Origin of the sequence: Nonomuraea sp. NPDC049784 (assembly GCF_040659615.1) — a bacterium.
Lineage (GTDB): Bacteria > Actinomycetota > Actinomycetes > Streptosporangiales > Streptosporangiaceae > Nonomuraea.
Genome location: NZ_JBFAMX010000088.1, coordinates 1 through 20,263, shown reverse-complemented (window position 1 = coordinate 20,263; position 20,263 = coordinate 1). Strand labels below are relative to the sequence as shown.

Annotated in this window: 21 protein-coding genes and 1 tRNA gene; 18 read left to right on the top strand and 4 right to left on the bottom strand. The window is 66.2% G+C overall.

Features of this window, described 5'->3' with window-relative positions; translation table 11 throughout:
- Positions 1 to 62: 62 nt before the first annotated feature.
- From AB0J09_RS20225 to AB0J09_RS20205, 5 genes are all read left to right on the top strand, one after another.
- Positions 63 to 461, top strand: coding sequence for a hypothetical protein (locus tag AB0J09_RS20225; RefSeq protein WP_360692903.1), 399 nt, complete (start codon positions 63 to 65; stop codon positions 459 to 461).
- Positions 458 to 730 (top strand): hypothetical protein, encoded by a 273-nt coding sequence (locus tag AB0J09_RS20220; RefSeq protein ID WP_360692900.1) that lies wholly within the window; start codon positions 458 to 460, stop codon positions 728 to 730. Before AB0J09_RS20225 ends, AB0J09_RS20220 begins: the two co-directional genes overlap by 4 nt.
- 626 nt (positions 731 to 1,356) lie before the next feature.
- Positions 1,357 to 2,046, top strand: a complete 690-nt coding sequence (locus AB0J09_RS20215) for a GntR family transcriptional regulator (RefSeq protein WP_360692896.1) — start codon at positions 1,357 to 1,359, stop codon at positions 2,044 to 2,046.
- On the top strand, positions 2,043 to 2,951 hold the full coding sequence (locus AB0J09_RS20210; RefSeq protein ID WP_360692893.1) for an aminoglycoside phosphotransferase family protein: 909 nt from the start codon (positions 2,043 to 2,045) through the stop codon (positions 2,949 to 2,951). The genes AB0J09_RS20215 and AB0J09_RS20210 overlap by 4 nt, the downstream gene beginning before the upstream one ends.
- 217 nt (positions 2,952 to 3,168) lie before the next feature.
- The gene (locus AB0J09_RS20205; RefSeq protein ID WP_360692890.1) at positions 3,169 to 3,930 is read left to right on the top strand and encodes a hypothetical protein; all 762 of its coding nucleotides are present in this window, start codon (positions 3,169 to 3,171) and stop codon (positions 3,928 to 3,930) included.
- On the opposite strand, the gene AB0J09_RS20200 is transcribed toward AB0J09_RS20205, so the two are convergent.
- On the bottom strand, positions 3,927 to 5,291 hold the full coding sequence (locus AB0J09_RS20200) for a hypothetical protein (protein ID WP_360692887.1): 1,365 nt from the start codon (positions 5,289 to 5,291) through the stop codon (positions 3,927 to 3,929). The two genes, AB0J09_RS20205 and AB0J09_RS20200, sit on opposite strands and share 4 nt — an antisense overlap.
- Before the next feature lie 330 nt (positions 5,292 to 5,621).
- Between AB0J09_RS20200 and AB0J09_RS20195 the strand changes: the two genes are divergently transcribed.
- The 11 genes from AB0J09_RS20195 to AB0J09_RS20145 all read left to right on the top strand — a co-directional run bounded on the left by AB0J09_RS20195 (position 5,622) and on the right by AB0J09_RS20145 (position 14,572).
- Entirely contained in the window at positions 5,622 to 5,789 is a 168-nt protein-coding gene (locus AB0J09_RS20195) for a hypothetical protein (protein ID WP_319708988.1), read from the top strand.
- A gap of 23 nt (positions 5,790 to 5,812) precedes the next feature.
- A complete protein-coding gene (locus tag AB0J09_RS20190) occupies positions 5,813 to 6,142 on the top strand; it encodes a WhiB family transcriptional regulator (RefSeq protein WP_360692883.1) in 330 nt (109 codons plus the stop codon).
- Positions 6,143 to 6,505 (top strand): RRQRL motif-containing zinc-binding protein, encoded by a 363-nt coding sequence (locus AB0J09_RS20185; protein ID WP_360692880.1) that lies wholly within the window; start codon positions 6,143 to 6,145, stop codon positions 6,503 to 6,505.
- The gene (locus AB0J09_RS20180; RefSeq protein ID WP_360692877.1) at positions 6,502 to 7,530 is read left to right on the top strand and encodes a DUF2637 domain-containing protein; all 1,029 of its coding nucleotides are present in this window, start codon (positions 6,502 to 6,504) and stop codon (positions 7,528 to 7,530) included. Before AB0J09_RS20185 ends, AB0J09_RS20180 begins: the two co-directional genes overlap by 4 nt.
- Complete coding sequence (locus AB0J09_RS20175) at positions 7,530 to 7,895, top strand: hypothetical protein (RefSeq protein ID WP_360692874.1); 366 nt, start codon at positions 7,530 to 7,532, stop codon at positions 7,893 to 7,895. The genes AB0J09_RS20180 and AB0J09_RS20175 overlap by 1 nt, the downstream gene beginning before the upstream one ends.
- Positions 7,892 to 10,147: a cell division protein FtsK gene (locus tag AB0J09_RS20170; protein WP_360692871.1), complete on the top strand. Its 2,256-nt coding sequence runs from the start codon at positions 7,892 to 7,894 to the stop codon at positions 10,145 to 10,147. Before AB0J09_RS20175 ends, AB0J09_RS20170 begins: the two co-directional genes overlap by 4 nt.
- Positions 10,148 to 10,287: 140 nt before the next feature.
- Complete coding sequence (locus AB0J09_RS20165) at positions 10,288 to 10,506, top strand: hypothetical protein (protein WP_360692868.1); 219 nt, start codon at positions 10,288 to 10,290, stop codon at positions 10,504 to 10,506.
- 23 nt (positions 10,507 to 10,529) lie between these two features.
- A complete protein-coding gene (locus AB0J09_RS20160; RefSeq protein ID WP_360692865.1) occupies positions 10,530 to 11,426 on the top strand; it encodes a bifunctional DNA primase/polymerase in 897 nt (298 codons plus the stop codon).
- On the top strand, positions 11,423 to 12,985 hold the full coding sequence (locus tag AB0J09_RS20155) for a YfjI family protein (RefSeq protein WP_360692862.1): 1,563 nt from the start codon (positions 11,423 to 11,425) through the stop codon (positions 12,983 to 12,985). The genes AB0J09_RS20160 and AB0J09_RS20155 overlap by 4 nt, the downstream gene beginning before the upstream one ends.
- Positions 12,986 to 12,998: 13 nt before the next feature.
- Positions 12,999 to 13,196, top strand: a complete 198-nt coding sequence (locus AB0J09_RS20150) for a helix-turn-helix domain-containing protein (RefSeq protein ID WP_357966574.1) — start codon at positions 12,999 to 13,001, stop codon at positions 13,194 to 13,196.
- Complete coding sequence (locus tag AB0J09_RS20145; protein WP_360692858.1) at positions 13,196 to 14,572, top strand: tyrosine-type recombinase/integrase; 1,377 nt, start codon at positions 13,196 to 13,198, stop codon at positions 14,570 to 14,572. Before AB0J09_RS20150 ends, AB0J09_RS20145 begins: the two co-directional genes overlap by 1 nt.
- A 50-nt stretch (positions 14,573 to 14,622) precedes the next feature.
- Here AB0J09_RS20145 and AB0J09_RS20140 read toward each other — a convergent pair whose 3' ends face one another.
- The gene (locus AB0J09_RS20140) at positions 14,623 to 17,337 is read right to left on the bottom strand and encodes a tetratricopeptide repeat protein (RefSeq protein ID WP_360692855.1); all 2,715 of its coding nucleotides are present in this window, start codon (positions 17,335 to 17,337) and stop codon (positions 14,623 to 14,625) included.
- 198 nt (positions 17,338 to 17,535) lie between these two features.
- A tRNA-Tyr gene (locus AB0J09_RS20135) sits at positions 17,536 to 17,617 on the bottom strand.
- A 273-nt stretch (positions 17,618 to 17,890) separates the two neighbouring features.
- On the opposite strand from AB0J09_RS20135, the gene AB0J09_RS20130 reads away from it, so the two are divergent.
- A complete protein-coding gene (locus AB0J09_RS20130) occupies positions 17,891 to 18,391 on the top strand; it encodes a YajQ family cyclic di-GMP-binding protein (RefSeq protein ID WP_360692852.1) in 501 nt (166 codons plus the stop codon).
- 124 nt (positions 18,392 to 18,515) lie between these two features.
- A complete protein-coding gene (locus AB0J09_RS20125; protein ID WP_360692849.1) occupies positions 18,516 to 19,010 on the top strand; it encodes an NUDIX domain-containing protein in 495 nt (164 codons plus the stop codon).
- Here the strand turns inward: AB0J09_RS20125 and AB0J09_RS20120 are convergent.
- Positions 18,985 to 20,263 (bottom strand): hypothetical protein (locus AB0J09_RS20120; protein ID WP_360692847.1); only part of this gene is annotated, 1,279 nt, incomplete at its 5' end. The two genes, AB0J09_RS20125 and AB0J09_RS20120, sit on opposite strands and share 26 nt — an antisense overlap.

Below are 20,263 nucleotides of genomic sequence, written 5' to 3'. Positions count from 1 at the left end.
CGCCCCCAGTGTCCCCCAACCGCATCTGTCTACGCTTCGTTACTGAGCGTTGTGATGGATTCGTGTACTGGGACACGAATCACCTAGACGCCGACACCAGATCCGGGCTCGACGAGCTCTTGCGTGCCACGGCTCAAAGCGTTCGCCAAGCCTCCACGCTGGCGGCGCTCATACAGGATCTTCGGGACCGACAGCTCGCCGTACTGCGCGACACCTATCCGGCTTGGGGCATCGTCCTTGAGCGCGATTCCGCGGAGAGGCTGTGGTGGATCGCCGTGCCACGTCGGTCTCTGACAGTCGAGTTGGTGGCAGAAGGCGTCACGCGCATCGTCCGCGGTGAGGACGCGATTGACCTCGCGACAGCTCTGGCCTGGCAAGCGACTCTGATCAACAACGTCGAGAACCGTGCAGGGTCTCCACACACCTGTCCGGCTCGCCAACTACAGGGGCGGCCGGCATGACGTCGACGCTTGAGCAGGCATGCGATCTTGATCTGCGAGGTGCGTTCAGGCGCTTCTACGTCTGTCGCGACGCCGCAGGGCTCTGGCACGCGACGCCGCTGCCCAAGCTGACGGCAGGCGAAGTCGCCTATGGGGTCCTGCCGGAGTTGGTCGCCGACTCGCTCCTGCAGCTGGCCTACAAGTGCACGTGGCAGCGGAGCCGTCGCAAGGTCTACCGGTACGTGAGGAAGTACGGGGCGGGGGAACTGGGGCATGGCCCAGCCTCCTGACGAGCCCGTACCTGAGTGGGAGCCGTACCGGCGTCCTCCGAAGGACCGCATCCGGATCACAGAGACCTCATGTTGCGGCGCCTACGAGTGGGCCTGCCAAGGCGGGCAGTTCCTCATCCTCCGGCGCACCTCTACGAACCAGTACGAGGAGACAGCCAGAGGGCTGTACCGGCATGCGCGGCAGGTTTGGCAGGCGTTGCTCGTCCTTCACGAGGACGGGCACAAGCGGAAGGCGCGGGCTCGGGTCGCCGCTCGCCCTAATCGGCGTAGCCGGGCGCTTCCTGGGAACCCCGCTGCCTGAAGCAGCACCGCGGCGACACACAACTTCTCTTCGAACGCGGGAAGCTGATCCAATCTGCGGCGTTGCGCGGCATAGCGCGAGCCGCCATGTCCGCGATGGCGAGCGAGGGGTTGTGGGCTTGAACGCCAGCAGGCCGCGTTCTGCGGATTGCGCGGTGCGCCGGGAAGATCTACGCCCGTCCACCAGCCTAAACAAGCTGGTTCCGTACGGCGTCCCCTCGCCGAGCGCAGGGAAAGACCAAGGGGTGACATGGTCCGCGAAGCTTCGCCAGTGGCCATGTCCCCCGCCCTACCCTAGAGACACTGTGCCTCGGCGAGGGAGCGCGATGAGCAAGGCAAAGGACGCCCGTATCTACGTCCGAATTGCAGAGGACATCCGCAATCGCATCCTCCAGGGTGATCTGCCAGCCGGTGCCATGCTGCCGTCCGAAGCCACTCTTGCCAGCACGTACGGCGTGGCAAGAGGAACCGTCCGCCAGGCGGTCGCCGAACTGGAGCGCTCAGGACTCGTAGCAAGCGAGGCCGGCCGTGGCCGTCGAGTGACGAGCGAAGACCCCGCCTCCCCCCGTGCAGCAACGACACAGTACGAGTCGATTGCCGAGACCCTTCGAACGCGCATCGAGAACGGCGAGCTGGTGCCTGGCCAGCAGTTGCCAGGAGAGGCCGCAACAGCGGAAGAGTTCGGGGTGTCGAAGGGCACGGCCCGCCAGGCGCTGCAACTCCTGGCCGGCGAACGGCTCATCACAGCCGTCCACGGCAAGGGCTGGTTCGTCGGCGGCCCCGAGCACGCGCGAACCCGAGCCGACGCGGTCGCCGCCGAGTTCCGGCAGGACATCTCCACAGGCAAGCTCGCTGTGGGGTCCGTCCTGCCCGGAGAGAACACACTCGCCCAAGAACGCGGCGTCGGCCGCATCACCATCAGGCGCGCCTTCGCGCTGCTGGAAGCGGAAGGAGTCATCGAGAAAAGGCCCGGTATGGGCCGCGTCGTCAAATCACGAGCCGAAGGTGACACGTGACCGTATCTCAGACGCCCTCGATCCCCTTCACCACCACCGAAGCACTGGCGACCTTGCACGAGACCTGTGAAAGCACAGGACTGGCCAGCCAAGACGCCCGCCTGATCCGCCTCGGCGAGAACGCTCTGTTCGCACTCCCCGCCGAGCAGGTGGTCGTCAGGATCGCGCGCAGCGTCGAGGTGCTGGACGACGTACACAAGGAAGTAGCCGTCTCGGCCTGGCTGAACGACTCCGGGATACCGGCGGCGAGAACGACGGCGCACGACCAACCGCTCATCGTCAGAGGTCACCCGGTAACGCTCTGGCACCTCATCCCCGACAGCGGCTCGTCCGCGACCCTCGACGACCTGGCCGGCGTCCTGCGCGAACTCCACGGCCTGGCCGTCCCCGCCGACCTCGAGCTGCCGGCGATGGACATCCTCAGCCGCGTCTCCGAACGCATCAACGCGGCGTCCGTCCTCACCGACGAGGATCGAGACTTCCTGCTGACGCGCCGACGCGAGCTGCAAAGCGCGTACGACGAGCTGGCCTTCCCTCTCACGCCGTGCGCAGTCCATGGTGATGCGCACAACGAGAATCTCATCAGAACCGTCGACGGAAGGGTCCTGCTCATCGACTTCGAGCGCTTCGCGTTCGGCCCACCGGAGACGGACCTCGCTGTCACGGCCATCGAGCACACCGTCGGCTGGGGAACGCGCACCGAATATGACCGGTTCGCGGAACGGTACGGATTCGATGTTCTGGCCTGGGAAGGCTACCCGGTGCTCAGAGACATCAATGAGCTGAAAATGACGACGTGGCTCATGCAGAACGTCGACGAAGACGCGGCCATAGCTCGGGAGTTCCGCAATCGCATGAACTCGCTGCGGAATCCCGACGCACCTCGCCGCTGGCGTGCTTTCTAAGGTCGATGTCCTGGGTCGGGAGATGACCGCCCCGCAGGAGCGCAGTACGGGTGCCACTTATTCGAAAATCAAGGTCGATGTCCGGGGCTCACGTGCCGTATCCGACATGTTGTGACGGCTGTCAGTCGCAGGGATGCAATGCCCCTTTCCAGCAGCCTCAGCTCTCGTCGCTCAAGATCACCGATAGGGTGCGCCAGAAGCAAAAGGAGCCCCTGACGTGTCACCCTCAGCCCCGTTAGCCTGGTTGGCGGCCCTCGCCGCTGCGGCCTACCCCACCTGGGACACCTGGAAGACCAGGTTCGACTGGTCCTCCCTGTTCACGGCCGCCGACGTGCCCGAGCAGTACCTCGCGCAGTTGCACTACGAAGGCTTCACCGAGGGCGTAGTGAGCTGCGTACGTCCGTACGACGCGATCGACCACTCGCCGTTCCTACCGCTGCGCGACGACCTCGCCACCCTCACCGAACTCGCGACGACCTGGGCCGTGCCCCTGCTGATCGTGCTGGTCGCCCTGATGCGGCGGCATTCGGCGACGGCGGGACCACGTGCAGCCTGGGTGCTGGTCCTGATCGCGCTCGCCCGGCCGCTCTCGGCCGACTACCAGGGGGACAGCATCTGCTCGGGCTCACTGCCCATGTTTACCCCGAACTGGTTCGAGGCTCTGTCCGGCGGCTGGGGACTCTGGGAGTTGTGCCTGCTGGCGGCTGCCCTGCTGGTGCTGCTCGCTTCGGACTCCCCGGCGCCGCCGATCTCTGGGCGGCGCGCGCTGACGACCGTCATGGACGCCCTGGTGGTGTACGGGCTGGTGGGCCTCGCCCCTCTCCTCACCGAAGACGAATCCCTGCGCGCCGGCCTGCTGTACCAACTCCAGTTCGACGGCCTCCGCGATGCCCCTGCTCGGCTGCTGGTGCTCGTGCTGCCGCTCGGTTACCTCCTGTGGAGATACGGCCGGCCGCCTCGCCGCGGGTACGACAGCTAATCGCTCTCCGACGAATACTTTCGAGCAACGACGGCGTTGAACTCCGCCACCAAGCCATCGTCCGCGTACGCGTTCAGGTCTGCTTGCAGGTCTCGGATGTACCGGAGATAGCGCTCCGACTTGAGCGGCCCGGCGAGGTCGATGGCCTCCAGCGCGACGGCCGCGGCCTGCGACGGGTCGCCTATGTGCACGTAGCTCGCCGCCTGGACCAGCCGGTCGAAGGCGAGGGTCCGCACGTACATCGGATCGCAGAGCCCGACCGCCTGGCCGACGAACTCCATCGCCCGGGACGGCTTGCGAAGGTCGCGGTAACAATGCGCGCCCTCGCTGGCCAGTTCGGCGGCATCGAAGTACCCGACCCACGAGGGATCATCGTCCACGTTGCGCTTGGCGAACCATTTCTCCGCCTCAAGCAGGGCTCGCGCGCATGCGGCCTCATCGCCGTTCCCGGCGTGCGCGCGGGCCTCCATGGCGAAGAACAAGGCCATGGGCGTCGCAGTGGACGCGTTACGGCAGCCCTCCTGCGCCGCACGCGCGAGTTGGATGGCCTGGTCGTATCGGCCCAGATAATTGGCCTGATGGCTCATGTCGGCCAGGATCAGGCCGCCCAGCATGCGATCTCCGGACACCTGGGCGAGGCGCAGTCCTTGCAGGAAATAGCGTTGCGCGAGCCCGTGTCGGCCGAGGTCGTACGCCGTCCATGCGACCAATTCCGTGATTTCGGCCGCCGCCGCGTACAACGCCCGCCCTACCGACTCCTCGAATTTCCCGTCGAGCATGGGAACGACTTCTCGGTGGTAATACTGGACGAGCGCGGAACGTGCATGTCCGCCCCCGAATTGAAAACCCATGCTGGCGAATAGCTCTGTGGTGGCGCGAATGGTCTGCACGTCCCACGGGCCGACAGACGGGCGCGCGTGCTCCCGTACCAGCACCGGCTCCGGCCGCGACAGGAGCCACGCGATGAGGGACTCGTTCCAGGCGTCCGGGACGACCACCGACTGAAGCGCCACGGGATCGTCTGCGAGGTCGCGCCGCGTCAGGCCCAGCAGCCTACTCCCCACGTCGGAGATGCCGCCGCCATGAGCCAGCGTGCGTTCCAGCGTCTCCGGAGTCACGACGCTGGCGAACCCGATGTCGTCCAGGGTGAAGGTGACCCCAGCCTTCCTGCTGAGCGCCTCGGCGATGAAGCGCGCGGTGGCAGGCCGCGGTTTCACCCCGTCGAGCCAGCGTTTGACGTCGACGTGCGTACAGCTCAGGGTTACGCCTTCTTCTTGCGCTATCTGTCGCACTCGTGAAGCAAGTCCCGAATTAGAACAATCAGCACGCCGCATAGCGCCAGCAAGCCCCACATTGGGCATTCGAGACATCTTCACCTCCGCATGTGCACGCCTCGGCAATCATGGCGCGAACACGGCCTTATGCGCCCGCTTTCCCGAGAAATACCGGCCCGCGTTTCTCCTGGTCAGGGCTTGAATCACCCCCAAAAAGCACCCCCTGTGCATTCAGTCCCGATCATGAGCACGGTGTTGCCAGAGGGCCCGGCGCGGAAGGCTTAAGTCAGCAAGAGCGGCTGAGTCGAGCACCGCAGGACTCCAACACGAACCGTCCTGAAGACTTGACTCTCCGTAGCTATACATGTTCTATGTCTCTTAGTACCTGCTTGCAGGTCAGAACCGAGAGGGCTCAACATGCTCGTCCGTCCGCGCAAGGTGCTCCCGACCGTCATCACGATCTGCCTCGGCCTCTACGCCCTGAAGGACCCGGAGGGCGCGGCCACCGTGGTCAAGGCGGCGGCGCACCTGGTCATGAGCGCTTCCGAGTCGCTCGCCCGGTTCATCCAGACCGTCAGCAACTGATCACCAAGGAAAGAGACCCGACAGTGGCTCACAACCCGAACCGCCCGCTCCACCCGGCGCGCATGTCGCTCGCCGACCTCGAAACCGTCTGGCAGAGCGGCGACGCGACGCCGCTCCCCGAATGCACCTACGACCCGGAACTGCACACCGGCCCGCGACTCACCATCGAGAGCACCGAGGAGCGCGCCGCCCGCGAGGCCGTGGCGCGCGAAGTGTGCCTCACCTGCCCGGCCCTGCAGCTCTGCGAGCTGTACGCGAGCCAGGCCCGCCCGACCTCGGGCATCTGGGCCGGCCGTACGCCCGCCGAGCTGACGACCCACACCACCCCACTGGAAGACATGGAGGTGGCCTGAATGGCACGCCGCACCCGTACCCGCTTCTGGGACCCGTCCGGCCGTCGCTACGGCATCCCCACCTACCTGAGGAAGAAGATCCCGCCGCACCTGCGCACCCTGCGCCAACTCGCCGCCGAAGGGCTCCGGCCTGGCGGCCAGGGACCCCAGGCACAGGTCTTGTGGTGCTCGCGCGTCCCCGGCCCGCCCCGAGTTCGCACCGCCTACCTGTACGACGTGCGGCTGGCCCTGCCGAAGCGCGCCCCTGGCCGACGCACCCGGACAGCCACGCCGAAGGGCCGTACGTGTCCGGAGTGCCTGACCGAGGCCATCGACCAGCGCCTGGGCGTGTGCCCGGACTGCGCGGAGGAGGCGGCAGCATGACCGGCCACGCCGCTGACCGCGTACCGACGAAGGAAGGACACGCGATGACCACGGCCACCCCGCGCCCGCTGACCGAAGGCGAGCGCAGCGCGATAACCGCCACCGCAGCCGTCACTGCAGCGCTCGGACTGCTGGGGTTCATCAACAGCTTCGAGCGTGTCGCCACCGCGGCGGAGCCGTCGTTCGGATGGTTCTCCTGGACCGTTCCACTCGGCATCGATCTCGGCATCGCCGTGTTCTCGGCGCTGGACATCGTCCTGGCCCGGCTCGGCATGCGGCTGGGCTGGCTGCGGTTCATCCCGTGGGCGCTGACCGCCGCGACGGTCTACCTCAACGTGGCCGCCTACCTCAGCGTGCCAGGGCAGACGGATTGGTTCGCCGTCGTCGCGCACGCCCTGCTGCCGCTCCTGTGGGTCATCGCCATCGAGGTCGGTGCCCACGTGGTCCGCAAGCACGCCGAGCTGGCCAGGCCCGACCGCATGGACGGGATCCGCCGCTCACGCTGGCTACTCGCTCCGCTGGCGACGGTCTCCCTGTGGCGCCGCATGGTCCTCTGGGAGATCCGCAGCTACCCGGAGGCCCTCGGCAGGGAGCGCGAACGCATCCTGGCCCGTACCGAGCTTCAGGACCGATACGGCCTGCTGTGGCGGTGGAAGGCCACCCGGCGCGAGCGAGCCCTGTACCGCCTCGGCGAACTCACGCCCAAGCACACGCAACTACCGGCTGTGAAGCGCCCCCAGATAGAAGCTCCCAACACCGCTCAACCGCTGGCCAATCCCAAGCGACGCGGCCGTGGAAGCAAGCGGACCCAGAACACGACACCACCGAACGTAGGAGACCTCTTGCCACTGGGACGGCACATCGCCGCCGACCTGATTTCACAGGGCGAGCCCCTCACCCGTGACCGCCTCCGCGATGCCATCCGCAACCGCGGCCAGAGCATCTCGACCGACCGCGCAGGCGCGCTCCTGGCCCAGCTCAGAGCGGAAGGACCCGTGCCCGTACCCGAGGGTGAGGCCGCCTGATGAGCCTGACCGTCACCACCATCCGGATCAGCTCCGACCGGTGCCTGAACGTCGCCGAACTCCGTGCGGGCGGATGGACCGTCACCGGCTATCCCGGACGCCTCTTCGATCGCGACGAGGCCACGACCGCCATGCTCCTGGCCGAGTTGCTCGCCCTGACCCTGCCGACCGAACTCGACATCGCCCAAGCGGACGGACCGCACGCGCCGACCGCTGACACCAGACCCACCGACCGCCCGGACGAATCGCGGTCCGACCGCGCATCGTCCCTGACCGTCACGTGGGGCGCGGCCTCATCCGCCAAGACAACGACCGCGCCCCAGGACCCCACCACTCATCAGGCAGCAGAGGTGCATTCATCATGACTCACCGACCGGACGACCCCAACCACGACCCGAACGAGGACCGCGCTCCCGACCGGTCCGGCGAACCGACCTCGGACCGCCAGGACGACAAGGGGGCGGACATCGTCGACCTCGACGCCGCCCGGTCCGGACGCAACACCGACCGTTCCCAACCGGAGCCGAAGAAGCCTGCGCAGAACGACGCGGACGGACCGGTCCTTGAGGGCGAGATCATCCGCGTGGACCAGCCCGGTCCGGCCCGGACGGACTGGCGGGCGAGCCTGGAACGGAAGGCGACCAGCCGTCAGCCGCTCATCCCGCTCTGGCTGCGCTCACGCGCCGAGGCCATCGAGACCCTCCGCTGGGCGAGCCTCCACTACACGTACGTCGCGGGCTACCAAATCCTCCGCACCCCGCTCTACGCCGGACGGCTGACCGCCCGCGCCCCGCGCGGCTTCGTCCGGCTCGTGAACGGCCTGGTGCGGTGGACGTTCGACCTGGAGGGCGAGCCCGCGCGCGTGGCCGCCGTCCGGAAATCCGACTACGAGGGGTACCTGAAGCTGAGCAGGCAACGAGACTCACGTGTACGGCTGCGCGCCTGGATCACCGGAACGATCCTGGTCACGCTGCTCGTTCTGGCCATCGTCGTGACCAACCAGCCGACCGCTGCCCAGTGGGGGATGCTCGCCGTGGCCATGGCCGCGCTCGGCATCCTCGGCAAGCCCGCCGACCGGCCACTGATCAACCGGGCCGTCACCGCGTCGGAGGTGGAGAAGCTCACCAGCGACATCGTGATCCGCGCGCTGAGCGTGCTCGGCATCGCCGGCATCACCCAGGCCCTGTCCAAGAACCCCAAGGACGCCATCCGGTTCGTCGCCCCGATCACCCGTGACGGTCCCGGCTGGCGTGCCGACATCGACCTGCCGTACGGCGTGACCGTGGCCGACGTGCTGGACAGGCGCAAGCAGCTGTCCGGCGCGCTGCGCCGCCCGCTCGGCTGCATCTGGCCGGAGGGCGACCCCTCCGTCCACGAGGGACGGCTGATCCTGTGGGTGGGCGACAAAGACCTGTCCAAGACGATCGTGCGGTCTCCGCTCAAGCGCGCCGGCTCGCACGACGTGTTCAAGGGCATCCCGTTCGGCAACGACCCGCGCGGACGCCTGGTCACCGTGCCGCTCATCCAGCACAACGTGCTGATCGGCTCCCAACCGGGCCAGGGCAAGACCTCGTCCATCCGCGAGCTGGCCGCCGGGATCGTGCTCGATCCCACGGTCGAGGCGTGGTTCCACGAACTCAAGGGCACCGGCGACCTGGACCCGTACGACAAGGTCTGCCACCGCTACGTCTCCGGCATCGAGGACGAGGCCATCGCCTACGCCGCCGACTCCCTGACCCTGCTGCGGAAGGAGGTCATGCGCCGCTCGGCCGCGCTCAAGGCCCTGCCCGCGGACCTGTGCCCGGACAAGCGCGTCACCCGGCAGATCGCCGACAAGCGCTCGCTGGGCCTGCATCCGCTGGTCTGCATCATCGACGAGTGCCAGAACCTGTTCGCCCACCCCGAGTACGGCGACAAGGCAGGCGATGACGCCGAGTTCATCATCAAGCTCGGCCGCGCCCTGGGCGTCGTCCTGATCCTGGCCACCCAGCGCCCGGACCGCGACAGCCTGCCCACCGGCATCTCCGCGAACGTCTCCATCCGCTTCTGCCTGCGGGTGGCCGGCCAGCTTGAGAACGACATGTTCCTCGGCACCTCGGCGTACAAGAACGGCATCCGCGCCACCGTCTTCGTCCCGGAGAAGGACGCCGGCACCGGTTACCTGGTCGGCGCGACGCCGATGCCCAAGGTGGTCAAGGCCGCCTACCTCAACACCCCGGAGACCCAGCTCATCGCCGACCGCGCCTACGCGCTGCGCAAGACGGCAGGCACACTGACCGGCTACGCCCTCGGCGAGACCGCCGAGCAGGCCGCGCCGAGCTTCGACCTGCTGGCCGACATCCTCGCCGTGGTCCCGCCGTCCGAGGCCAAGGTGTGGAACGAGGTCGTCGTGGATCGCCTGGCCGAACTCCGGCCCGACATCTACGGCGCGTGGGCGGCGCTGGAAGGCGGGGCGAAGACGGCCCAGCTCACCACCGCGCTCAAGCCGTACGCCGTCCGGACCATGCAGGTGTGGGGCACGCCGGAGAGCGGCGGCAGGGGCGCCAACCGCATCGGCATCGCCCGCGACGACATCACCACCGCCATCACCCAGCGTGACAAGGGCAAGGCGTCGTAGCCCGCCCGATCGCCTCTAGACCTAGAGGCGCGCCCCTCTAGGTCTAGAGGCTCCCCTAGAGCCCGAAACCCTGTTCTACCTGGACTCTAGCGCCTAGAGCCCGACCTGCGGAAACCCTGGAAACGGCCCTGGAGGCCCTCATGGCCAGCGTCATCGCCCTTCTAGCAGCCTGCCTACCGTTCGTCACTATCAGCTACGTCATCGTGTGCCTCGCGTCGCCCTGGGGCCGCTGCACCCGATGCCGCCCCGGCGGCAAGAACCGCACCTGCCGCGCCTGCAACGGCACCGGCAAGCGGCCCCGCCTCGGCTGGCAGCTCTACTTCTACGCCCGCCGCCTCCACCGCGACGGCAACCACTGATGCCGCCCTCTGAGGAGATCCACATGCACGACCTCACCCGCTACGCCCTGGCCGCCGCCGCCCGCGGCTGGCACGTCTTCCCGCTCACCCCGTACGACAAGCGCCCGCTCTCCGGTTTCACCGCCTGGGAGCAGCACGCCACCACCGACACCGCACTCATCCGCCACATGTGGTCCCGAGGCCCGTACAACATCGGCATCGCCTGCGGACCATCCGGCCTGGTGGTGCTCGACCTGGACGTACCCAAGCCCGAAGAGCACCCGCCGGCCGACTGGGCGCGCCCCGGCATCAACGACGGCGCGGACGTCCTGGCCTCGCTCTGCGAGCAGGCCGGCCAACCGCTTCCGCTGAAAACCTTCATGGTCCGCACCCGACGCGGCGGCACCCACCTCTACTTCACCGCCCCGGCCGACACCGACCTGCGCAACAGCGCGGGCAAGCTCGGCTGGAAGATCGACACCCGGGCGCGCGGCGGCTACGTCGTCGCCCCCGGCAGCCGCGTCACCCTCCCGGACGGCATCGGTTCCTACGACGTCCTGCACGACCCGACTCCGACCACGCTTCCAGCCTGGCTGACCGAGCGCCTCAGCTCTCCCCCGCCATCCACGTCCAGCACATCTGCGGGGGCAGTGCTGGCCGCCTGCGGCGGGGACCGCGCAGCCGGATACGCCCTGGCAGCACTCCGTGGCGAGGTCGAACGGGTCCTGGACGCCGTACCCGGCACCCGCAACGACACCCTCAACCTCGCCGCATTCGCCCTGGGCCAACTCATCGCGGCCAGCCTGCTCCCGCGCACCCTCGCCGAGGCATGTCTCCACAACGCCGCCGAGGCCATCGGTCTCGACTTCCGCGAGGCATTCAACACCATCCGCTCCGGGCTCGACAGCGGCCTACGCCGACCAAGGAGGGCCGCCGCTTGACCACCAACGGACGCCCCACCGCCGAGACCATCCTGAGCAACCTCGGCGCCGCACAACAGCTCACCGACCTCCACAACGCACCCGCGCCATGGGACGCCCCGGCACCGCTCGGCCAGCGTGGCGAGCTCCCACCCTTCCCAGTCCACGCCCTTCCGAGCTGGGTCGCCGACCACGTCAGCGCCGTAGCAGAGGAGACACAGACACCACTCGACCTTGCAAGCTGCGTCGCCCTGGCCGCACTGTCCACCGCAGCCGGTGGCCGAGCCGTCGTCAACGTCCGCGGCTCATGGGTGGAGCCGGTGAACCTGTTCGTCCTGGTCGCCATGCCACCCGGGTCACGCAAGTCCGCCGTGTTCCGCGCCATGACCAGCCCACTCGTCCAGGCAGAACGCGCCCTGCTCAGCCGCATCGGCCCGCAGATCACCGAAGCCGAAGTCGCCCGCCGACTGGCCGAGGACCTCGCCGAGAAGGCCGCCCGCGCGGCCGGCTCGGCGCGCGGCAAAGCCGCTGCCGAAGCGATCGCCGAGGCCCAGAGCGCAGCACTCGCCGTGGAAGAGATCAAGGTCCCGGTCAAGCCACGCCTGATGGCCGACGACGTCACGCCCGAGTCCGCCTCCACCATCCTCGTGGAGCAGGGCGGACGCCTCGCCGTCCTGTCCGCCGAAGGCGGCATCTTCGCCACCCTCGCTGGCCGCTACTCCGGCACGCCCAACCTGGACCTGTTCCTCAAGGGCCACGCCGGAGACCCGCTCATCATCGACCGCCGAGGCCGCAGCGAACGCGTCGACCAGGCCGTCCTGACCATGGGCCTCGCTGTCCAGCCCGAGATCGTCTCCGACATCGCCACCATGCCCGGCTTCCGCGGCAAGGGCCTGCTCGGCCGCATCCTCTACAGCCTCCCGAAGAGCAACGTCGGCTACCGCAACGTCGACGCACCCACCGTCCCGCAACACATCGCCGCCCGCTACGACGCCAACCTGCAACGCCTCACCATCGACATGCACGACTGGGACGACCCCGCCCAACTCGTCCTGTCACCCGAAGCCGCCGCCATCTTCACCGAACACCGCCGCCACACCGAACGACGCCTACGCCCAGACTCCGGCGACCTCGGCCACATCACCGACTGGGCGGGCAAGTTCGACGGCGCCGTCATGCGCATCGCCGGACTCATCCACCTCGCCGGCCGAGTCGAAGACGGCTGGCGCCACCCGATCAGCGCCGACACCGTCAACGCCGCCATCACCATCGGCCAATACTTCGTCGCCCACGCCCTAGCCACGTTCGACGCCATGGGCGCCGACCCCGACCTCGAAGCCGCCCGCACCGTCCACGCCTGGCTGTACCGCACCGGCACCACCCGCTTCACCGTCCGCGAAGCCTTCACCGCCCTACCGCGCAACCGCTTCCGCAAGGTCACCGAGCTAGAACCCGCCCTCGACCTGCTGGAGCAACTCGGCTGGATCCGCCACGAACCCGAACCACCCCGCACCGGCCCCGGCCGCCGCCCCTCACCGGCCTACGCCGTCCATCCAAGCCTCCACCAGCAAGCAGCTTGAGAAGGAATCGCCCTTGAAGACAACAACCCGCACTGACGAAAAGCTCACCGTCGCCGAGGTCTGCGCCGAACTCAAGATCGCCCGCTCCACCTTCTACGACTGGCGCGCCAAGAAGCAGGGCCCGCGCTGCATCACCCTCGCCAACCGCGAACTCCGCATCCGCCGCTCCGAACTCGACCGCTGGCTCAACGAACGAGAGGACGCCGCCTGATGGCGAAGACCACCTACAGCGTCCGCTTTTGGGCGATCAAGGCGTACAAGGGCACCAGGGTCACTACCCACACCGTCCGCTGGATCGTGGACGGTCGCGAGTGGAAGGAGCCCTTCCGCACCCTGGCCCACGCCGAGAGCTTCCGCGCCCAGCTCATGACCGCCGCCCGGCAAGGCGAGGCGTTCAGCGTCGCCACGGGCCGACCCATCTCCTGGCAGAGTGAAGAGACCGCCCTCACGTGGTTCACCTTCACGCTCTCCTACATCGAAGCCAAGTGGCGCTACGCCGCACCGAACCACCGCCGAGGCATCGCCGAGGCCCTCACCGACGCCACAGAAGCCCTCCTGACCAAACAGAACGGCGGGCCAGACACCGACACCCAACGCGCCGCCCTCCGCTGGGCCTACAGCGAGCGTCTACGGGGCGCCGCAGAGCCGCCGGCCGAGCTGGCCGCGACACTGCGCTGGCTCGAAGCCAACACAGTGCCCATGACAGCATTCGAGGAACCGGGCAAGGGCGCCCTCCTCACACGCGCCATGCTCGACCGGATCAGCCAGACCAGAGACGGCAGGACCGCTGCCGCCAACACGGCGAACCGCAAGCGCATGAGCCTGAACAACGCCATGGAGTACGCCGTAGAGATCGGCGCCCTGTCCTCCAACCCACTCAAGGCAGTGAAGTGGACGAAGCCGCGCACACTCACCAGCGTCGACCCACGAGTCGTGATCAACGTCGAACAGGCCCGACGCTTCCTAGCCGCCGTCCAGCGCCAAGGCGCCCGAGGCCAGCGCATGAAGGCGTTCTTCGGCTGCATGTACTTCGCCGCCCTCCGGCCGGAAGAGGTAGTCGACCTACGCCAGGAGCACCTCATCAGCCTTCCTGAGGAGGGCTGGGGCGAGATGCGCCTCACCCACGCCGAACCTCGCGCAGGCAGCCGCTGGACTAATAGCGGCAAGGTACGCGAGCGCCGCGCGCTCAAGCATCGGGCGGACGGGGAAACTCGCGCCGTACCCATCCACCCGGAACTCGGCGCGATGCTCCGAGAGCACATCCAAGAGTTCGGCATCGGCCCCGACAGGCGTATCTTCATTGGCCCGCGAGGCGGCCTCATGACGGATCGCGCCTACCTGAAGGTCTTCCACGAGGCCCGCGCAGACGCGTTCACTTCGACAGAGACACAATCACCCTTGATGCTCGTCCCCTACGACCTACGCCACGCATGCGTGTCTACGTGGCTGAACGCGGGCGTCCCCGCACCCCAGGTTGCCGAATGGGCAGGTCACAGCGTAAACGTTCTGTTGCGTGTCTACGCTAAGTGCATTCATGGCCAGCAGGGTGAGGCGATGCGACGCATATGGGACGCAACCAAATCCTGAAGCTGTGCCGACCAGCGCAAAACGATGCTCCCAGAAAACGCATCAGCCCGTCACTCAAGCCTGCGAGTGACGGGCTCACCATCAGTAATCGTCGGATCCTGCGAGCCGACGAGTTCGTCTAAAGCCTGCTGAGCCTGTGACGCTATGGCGCCGTGTCCCGAATCGATGGCCAAGCGGTAAGCCTTTTGAGCCTCCTCAAGTTCCCCCTCCCTCTGAAGCATGCTTCCCAAGTTAACCGCCGCCATTGGCGCAAAGTCTCGATGCTTAGATGCAATGACCATATGCATAAACTTTCGCGCTTGGCCACTTTGGCCTGTTTGCATATACAAGTATGCGAGATTGAACGCAGCCCTTATCCCGTGGTTAGGGTGCCCAGACTGAAAAGCTCGCTGATACGCTAGTTGCGCCTGCTCAAAATCGCCCTCCTGCATGAGCAGGACCCCCAAGTCGACTGATGCCCAAGGTGCAATCTCAGCGTGACCCGAATCAATGGCGAGCTGCAACGCTTCTTGTGCTCCCTCAAGGTCATCCTCCTGCCTGAGCAGAACACTCATATTAATCGCTGCTAGCGGCGCTGCATCAGAGTGACCAGAGTCGATGGTCTCTTGGAAGGCCGAACGCGCCCCCACAAAGTCACCCTCACTCATCAATAGTGCCCCAAGGTTCACTCTGGCCTTCGGTGCGTAGTCGTGGTGGGCGGAGTCAATAGCGAACTGAAGAGCAGCTCTCGCTAGTGCAGTGTCACCGCCTTGCAGGAGCAGAACACCTAAGGCCGCCGCCCCTCGTGGAGCTGCATCAGAATGACCTGAATGGACGGCGAACCGGTAAGCTACCCGCCCTCCTTCCAGGTCGCCCAGGTGTGTAAGCAGGTCCCCTAGGTTGATCGCCGCCTTAGGCGCATGTTCAGGATGCCCAGACTCTATTGCAAGGCTATAGGTAGACCGCGCTAGCTTTAGATCACTCCTTCGCTTATAGAGATTTCCTAGATTAACCGCAGCGCTAGGCGCAAGGTCCTCATGTCCCGAGTCAATGGCCAACTGAAAGGCCGCTCGGGCTCCCTCTATGTCACCCTCCTGTTCAAGGAGGTTTCCTAGGTTGATCGCCGCTTGGGGCGCCGCTACAGGATGAGACGTTTCGATCGCGAACTCATATGTCGCCCGCGCTCCTTCGTCATCGCCCACCTTCTTGAGCAAAGCTCCCAGGTTGACTGCAGCTGCAGGCATGATATGCGGGTGATCAGAATCTATCGCAAGCTGATAAGCTTCTTGTGCTCCTTCAGGGTCTCCTTGATGCGCCAACATCACCCCCAAGTTGACAGCAGCCTGTGCAGCTTGATCTCGATCAGGACTTGCAGTCGCTTTTAGTGCTGCTGCGATTGCATCCTCTAGCCGATTCCGCTGATAAGCGGAATAACTGATAGCGAAGGCGTCAGTCGGCTTGGCTATATTAATTAGTTTCGACCACAGCTCTTCAGGGATATCGCGGACCGCACATTCGGCGAGAATACCTTCATCGGCAGATACCGCATGGTCCAAGACTGTCCATGCCGTATCTCCAGCGTACGTCCCGACAGAAGGATTTGCCGTGAGCAGCGCCACTTGCGATGCAATAGGAATAGCCGCCCACGCATGCAAGCCATGTTGGTACGCGGCTACCGTAGCGGGCATTCCAATACGAACCCGCGGAAGATATATTTCAAATAACTGCTTGAGCTCAGCATCCGTTATAGGGCGGTCCAGGCCAGCGCGCCGGGCATCGATAGCGGCCTGCACGATGGCATAGCCAGCTGGGTTCTCGTCCTGGCCAGCACGGTATCTGGCGATAAGCTCAGCGCCCCCAACCAGGGTCTCCGCAACGCTGCCTCGGAACACCTCCTCCGGATACAAGTGTTGCGCCTGAGCAAGCTCACTTGTGCTGGGAGGACGGAAGACAAGTTCGTGCCCATCACCATCGTTGTGGGTGCGAGCAAGGGCGGCACGGGCGACGTGCGTGATGTCTTGCCCTGAAGACAAGGCCTGACTGCGGCGCTTGGCCGTCATGGTTGCTGCCAATACAGCTCGATTCGTCACCACGTCGAGAACGTTGGCGGTCAGCGCCTCCAAGTCCGTGACCGTTAAGTCATCTAGGTACACCAAGGCTGGGCTGTCCGCAGTAAACGGCAAACCAGTCTGGACAATCTCCGCAAGAGCCTGGCCACTAGTAGGGATCAGAACCTCTGTGTGACTCGGCAGCGTTGCAAACAGAGCTTCGGCCAGAGTTCGGGACTTGCCGGCCTTGGTGGCCCCCCACACCAGAACAAACGGGTGAGGCAGATCAGACGAGCTCAGGACCCTACGTAGCGCTTCGTCATCAGGTATGCGTTCGATGTAGGGCGCCTTGCCTTGGCGGGTATACCGGGTCGCGGTCGCTCCGAGTTGTTCCGCACTGAGCTCTTCGAGGCGCGGCAGACGGCTTGCGTGACCGTAGGCCAACAGAGAGGCGATGCGCTGATCGCGCTGGTGATGCTCCTCAGCTAGCCGCTGCCGCTCCTCAACGCGCTGGCCGATGACTGGCAGAGCAACGGAAGTAACCGAGCAGGCCAGCACTACCAGGATCGCAAGCGTGATCACGGAATCACGCTGCCCAGGCAGTTGCATCAGCATCGTGGTGAGAGCTATCAGCCCTGCATTGACCGCTGTGGCGGCGATGATCCAAGTAAGCAGATGACGACGTACCCACAGCGATAGCCCGTGCCAGGTGCCGCTGGACGGTTGCGAGGGTCCCATCAGGGCGACTCCCTTCGGTCGTCTTCTGGCCGAATCCCATCATTCTGGCGCCTGTGAGCGCGCGCCGATGTCACAGAACTTAGCCGCGTATTGGCCGTGAAAGGCCGTAGGGCGCCGGTGATCGCCATAGAGGGCCGGACACAACGCGAGAGGCCCGTCACCGCGTTTCCGCTGGTGACGGGCCTCTTCCCGCTGGTGTGGCAGGTGCAAGGTTCGAACTTGCGTAGGCTGAGCCGACGGTTTTACAGACCGCTCCCTTTGGCCACTCGGGCAACCTGCCTTGTCATCCGCTCTCGCGGCGACACACAGAAGAATAGCGGACTTCCGAGGTGTACGTGACACCAGTTTGTCCGGAGCCGGATCCCCGGTACGTGCCGTGCCGAAACGGTGGAGGTGGCGAGGGGGTGGGAGGGCGCAAAGCGGGACGGTCCTCCATACAAGGGGCGGTGTCCTGCACGGCGGGCCGATGCTGGCTAGGCTCGTTCGCTGGGTCCCTAGCGTTTCGCGTACGGCGGGGAAGCGGGATCCGGGTAGTGCTTTCGCAGCTGAGAGGATGGGTGTTTTGGCCGATTCATCTTTCGACATCGTCAGCAAGATCGACCGTCAAGAGGTCGACAACGCACTGAACCAGACGGTCAAAGAGATCGGGCACCGCTTCGACTTCAAGGGGACCGGGGCCGCGATCAGTTGGTCTGGGCAGGACAACATCGAGATCAAGGCGAACAGTGAGGAGCGGGCCAATGCCGCGCTCGACGTGTTCAAGGAGAAGGTGGTCAAGCGGGGTCTGTCGCTGAAGATCCTGGACGCGGGCGAGCCCAAGATGTCGGGCAAGGAGTACCGCATGGTGGTCAGCCTGAAGGAGGGCATTGACCAGGAGCACGCCAAGAAGATCTCCAAGCTGATCCGTGACGAGGGGCCGAAGGGGATCAAGGCGCAGATTCAGGGCGAGGAGCTTCGGGTCAGCTCGAAGAAGAAGGACGACCTCCAGGAGGTCATTTCAATGCTGAAGGGTAAGGATCTGGACATCGCCCTCCAGTTTGTGAACTACCGCTGACCGGCATGGAGCCGGGTGCGGGGCAGGTCCGGGGCACTTGGCCGGGTGCGTTGTCCACGAAACGCGGGCGACGCTGCTTACCGGTGCCTCGGCGTGCCATGTCGCGACCGTAAGCTCAGTAATCGTGACGAAGATCCCCCTGCGCCGCTTTACGGCACGTGCCCTGCCCATCGACGACCAAGACCGGGTTCTCCTGCTTTATGGCTTTGATCCGGCGAGGCCGGATCAGCCGTTCTGGTTCACGATCGGCGGGGCCACGGAGGATGGCGAGACGCTGCAGGAGGCGGCGGCGCGCGAGCTGTTCGAGGAGGTCGGGATCCGGGCGAATGCGGACGAGTTCAGCGGCCCGTACTGCAACAGCGTTATCGAGTTCTTCTGGGCCCAGTACGCCATCACGCAGGAGCAGACGTTCTTCGCGATCCGGGTGGGCGACGACGCGGTCGTGTCGTTCGATCACATGGAGCAGATCGAGAAGGACACGACGACGGCCTACCGGTGGTGGAGCGCGGAGGAGCTCGATGGCACCGAGGAGGTCTTCTATCCCGAAGATCTCGCGTCGCTCTTGCGTAAGATCATCGCGGGCGGCTCCCCGGTCACTGAGGACGGAGGATCCGTGTAGCGCCCGCTATGAGCGCTGTCGCCAGGATCCAGCCGGAAATGATCAGTCCGTACGCGAGCCACTGCGTCCACCCGGCCGGGTCGAACAGCTCTCGTTGCCCGAATGCCGGGATCGGGAGCAGAAGGTCAAAGGTGTAGGCGAAGGCGTTGAAATCGGGGCTCTCGGAGGGTTTGAGCGCTCTGGGAGGGTTGAGGCCGAAGACGATCGTTCCGAGCGTCAGCAGCAGCGCGAACCACATGCCCGCCAGCCAGGGGCGGTAGCCGTACCCGACCGCGACGTCGAGCAGCCGTCCCCATGCCCGGCCCCCGACCCCCTGGGTCTGCCGCCTGGCGCGGAGCTTGGCGAGCTGGGCGCGGCGGGCGAGCGCGTCGTTGCCGTCGCTGAGGTACCAGGCGGCCAGTTGCTCGTACGGCTGCGGCCTGAACCCCTCCGGATCGCGACTTACCCAGTCGATTCGCTGGGTTACCCCCGAACCGCGCAGGCGGTGGTAGGTCAGGCCGTTGAGGCGTAGTTTCTCGGGCCAGGTGGCTGGATTGTCGTGCAGTGTGCCGACTGCGGTGTGTGCGAGGGTCACAACGCCTTCGATGGGCTTTGCGGGCTTGAGGTAGAGCTCGCGGATCTCCATGTGGCTCGCGTGGAGGGCGTAGCGGGTGTCCGGACTTCGTACGGTTCCGTCGAGCGAGAGCGTCCCGTTGATTCGCGCGCCGCGTAACCGTACACAGCCCAATGCCTGGAATCCGTCGGTGCAGCGCATGACGTTCTCGACGACCATGTTGTCGGCGGCGAGAGCCTCCTTGCCCGGGTTGCGGAGAGTTGCGCCTTGCAGGAAGAGTCCGCCGTTGAGGCGGGAGCCGACCAGGCCGATTCCTCCGGTGAAGTCGGCGTTGCGCATGTACGTGCCAGAGTCCACGACTGCGGCGTTCGCGTAGAACGCCCAGTCTTCGTCGTCGTCGGCCACCACTTTGGTGCCGCCCAGCCACAGGCCGCTCTCGAACTGGGCCCGGTTCAGGCGGACCGTGCCGGTGATGTTCGAGCCGGACAGGCTGAGGTGCCCGGCCACCCGTATGCCGCCGCCGCTGAGCCCCGGGAGGTGGCAGTCGGTCAGGCGTACGGTGTGGGTGGTGGAGTCGGTCAATCGGATCGGTTCGTCCAGATGGCAGCCGCTCAGGTTGAGTTCGTGCGGGATCGTGCCCCCCACGATCGCGAGCTGGCCGGTGATCCTGGCGCCGCGCAGGCGTACCGCCGGGGCCGAG

What these genes read in the sequence shown, in the direction of transcription:
- AB0J09_RS20195 (WP_319708988.1), top strand. Translation starts at nt 5,622, where the DNA reads ATGCTCGTCCGTCCGCGCAAGGTGCTCCCGACCGTCATCACGATCTGC.
- AB0J09_RS20175 (WP_360692874.1), top strand. Translation starts at nt 7,530, where the DNA reads ATGAGCCTGACCGTCACCACCATCCGGATCAGCTCCGACCGGTGCCTG.
- AB0J09_RS20170 (WP_360692871.1), top strand. Translation starts at nt 7,892, where the DNA reads ATGACTCACCGACCGGACGACCCCAACCACGACCCGAACGAGGACCGC.
- AB0J09_RS20220 (WP_360692900.1), top strand. Translation starts at nt 458, where the DNA reads ATGACGTCGACGCTTGAGCAGGCATGCGATCTTGATCTGCGAGGTGCG.
- AB0J09_RS20130 (WP_360692852.1), top strand. Translation starts at nt 17,891, where the DNA reads ATGGGTGTTTTGGCCGATTCATCTTTCGACATCGTCAGCAAGATCGAC.
- AB0J09_RS20180 (WP_360692877.1), top strand. Translation starts at nt 6,502, where the DNA reads ATGACCGGCCACGCCGCTGACCGCGTACCGACGAAGGAAGGACACGCG.
- AB0J09_RS20215 (WP_360692896.1), top strand. Translation starts at nt 1,357, where the DNA reads ATGAGCAAGGCAAAGGACGCCCGTATCTACGTCCGAATTGCAGAGGAC.
- AB0J09_RS20145 (WP_360692858.1), top strand. Translation starts at nt 13,196, where the DNA reads ATGGCGAAGACCACCTACAGCGTCCGCTTTTGGGCGATCAAGGCGTAC.
- AB0J09_RS20165 (WP_360692868.1), top strand. Translation starts at nt 10,288, where the DNA reads ATGGCCAGCGTCATCGCCCTTCTAGCAGCCTGCCTACCGTTCGTCACT.
- AB0J09_RS20160 (WP_360692865.1), top strand. Translation starts at nt 10,530, where the DNA reads ATGCACGACCTCACCCGCTACGCCCTGGCCGCCGCCGCCCGCGGCTGG.
- AB0J09_RS20140 (WP_360692855.1), bottom strand. Translation starts at nt 17,337, where the DNA reads ATGGGACCCTCGCAACCGTCCAGCGGCACCTGGCACGGGCTATCGCTG.
- AB0J09_RS20200 (WP_360692887.1), bottom strand. Translation starts at nt 5,291, where the DNA reads ATGCCCAATGTGGGGCTTGCTGGCGCTATGCGGCGTGCTGATTGTTCT.
- AB0J09_RS20185 (WP_360692880.1), top strand. Translation starts at nt 6,143, where the DNA reads ATGGCACGCCGCACCCGTACCCGCTTCTGGGACCCGTCCGGCCGTCGC.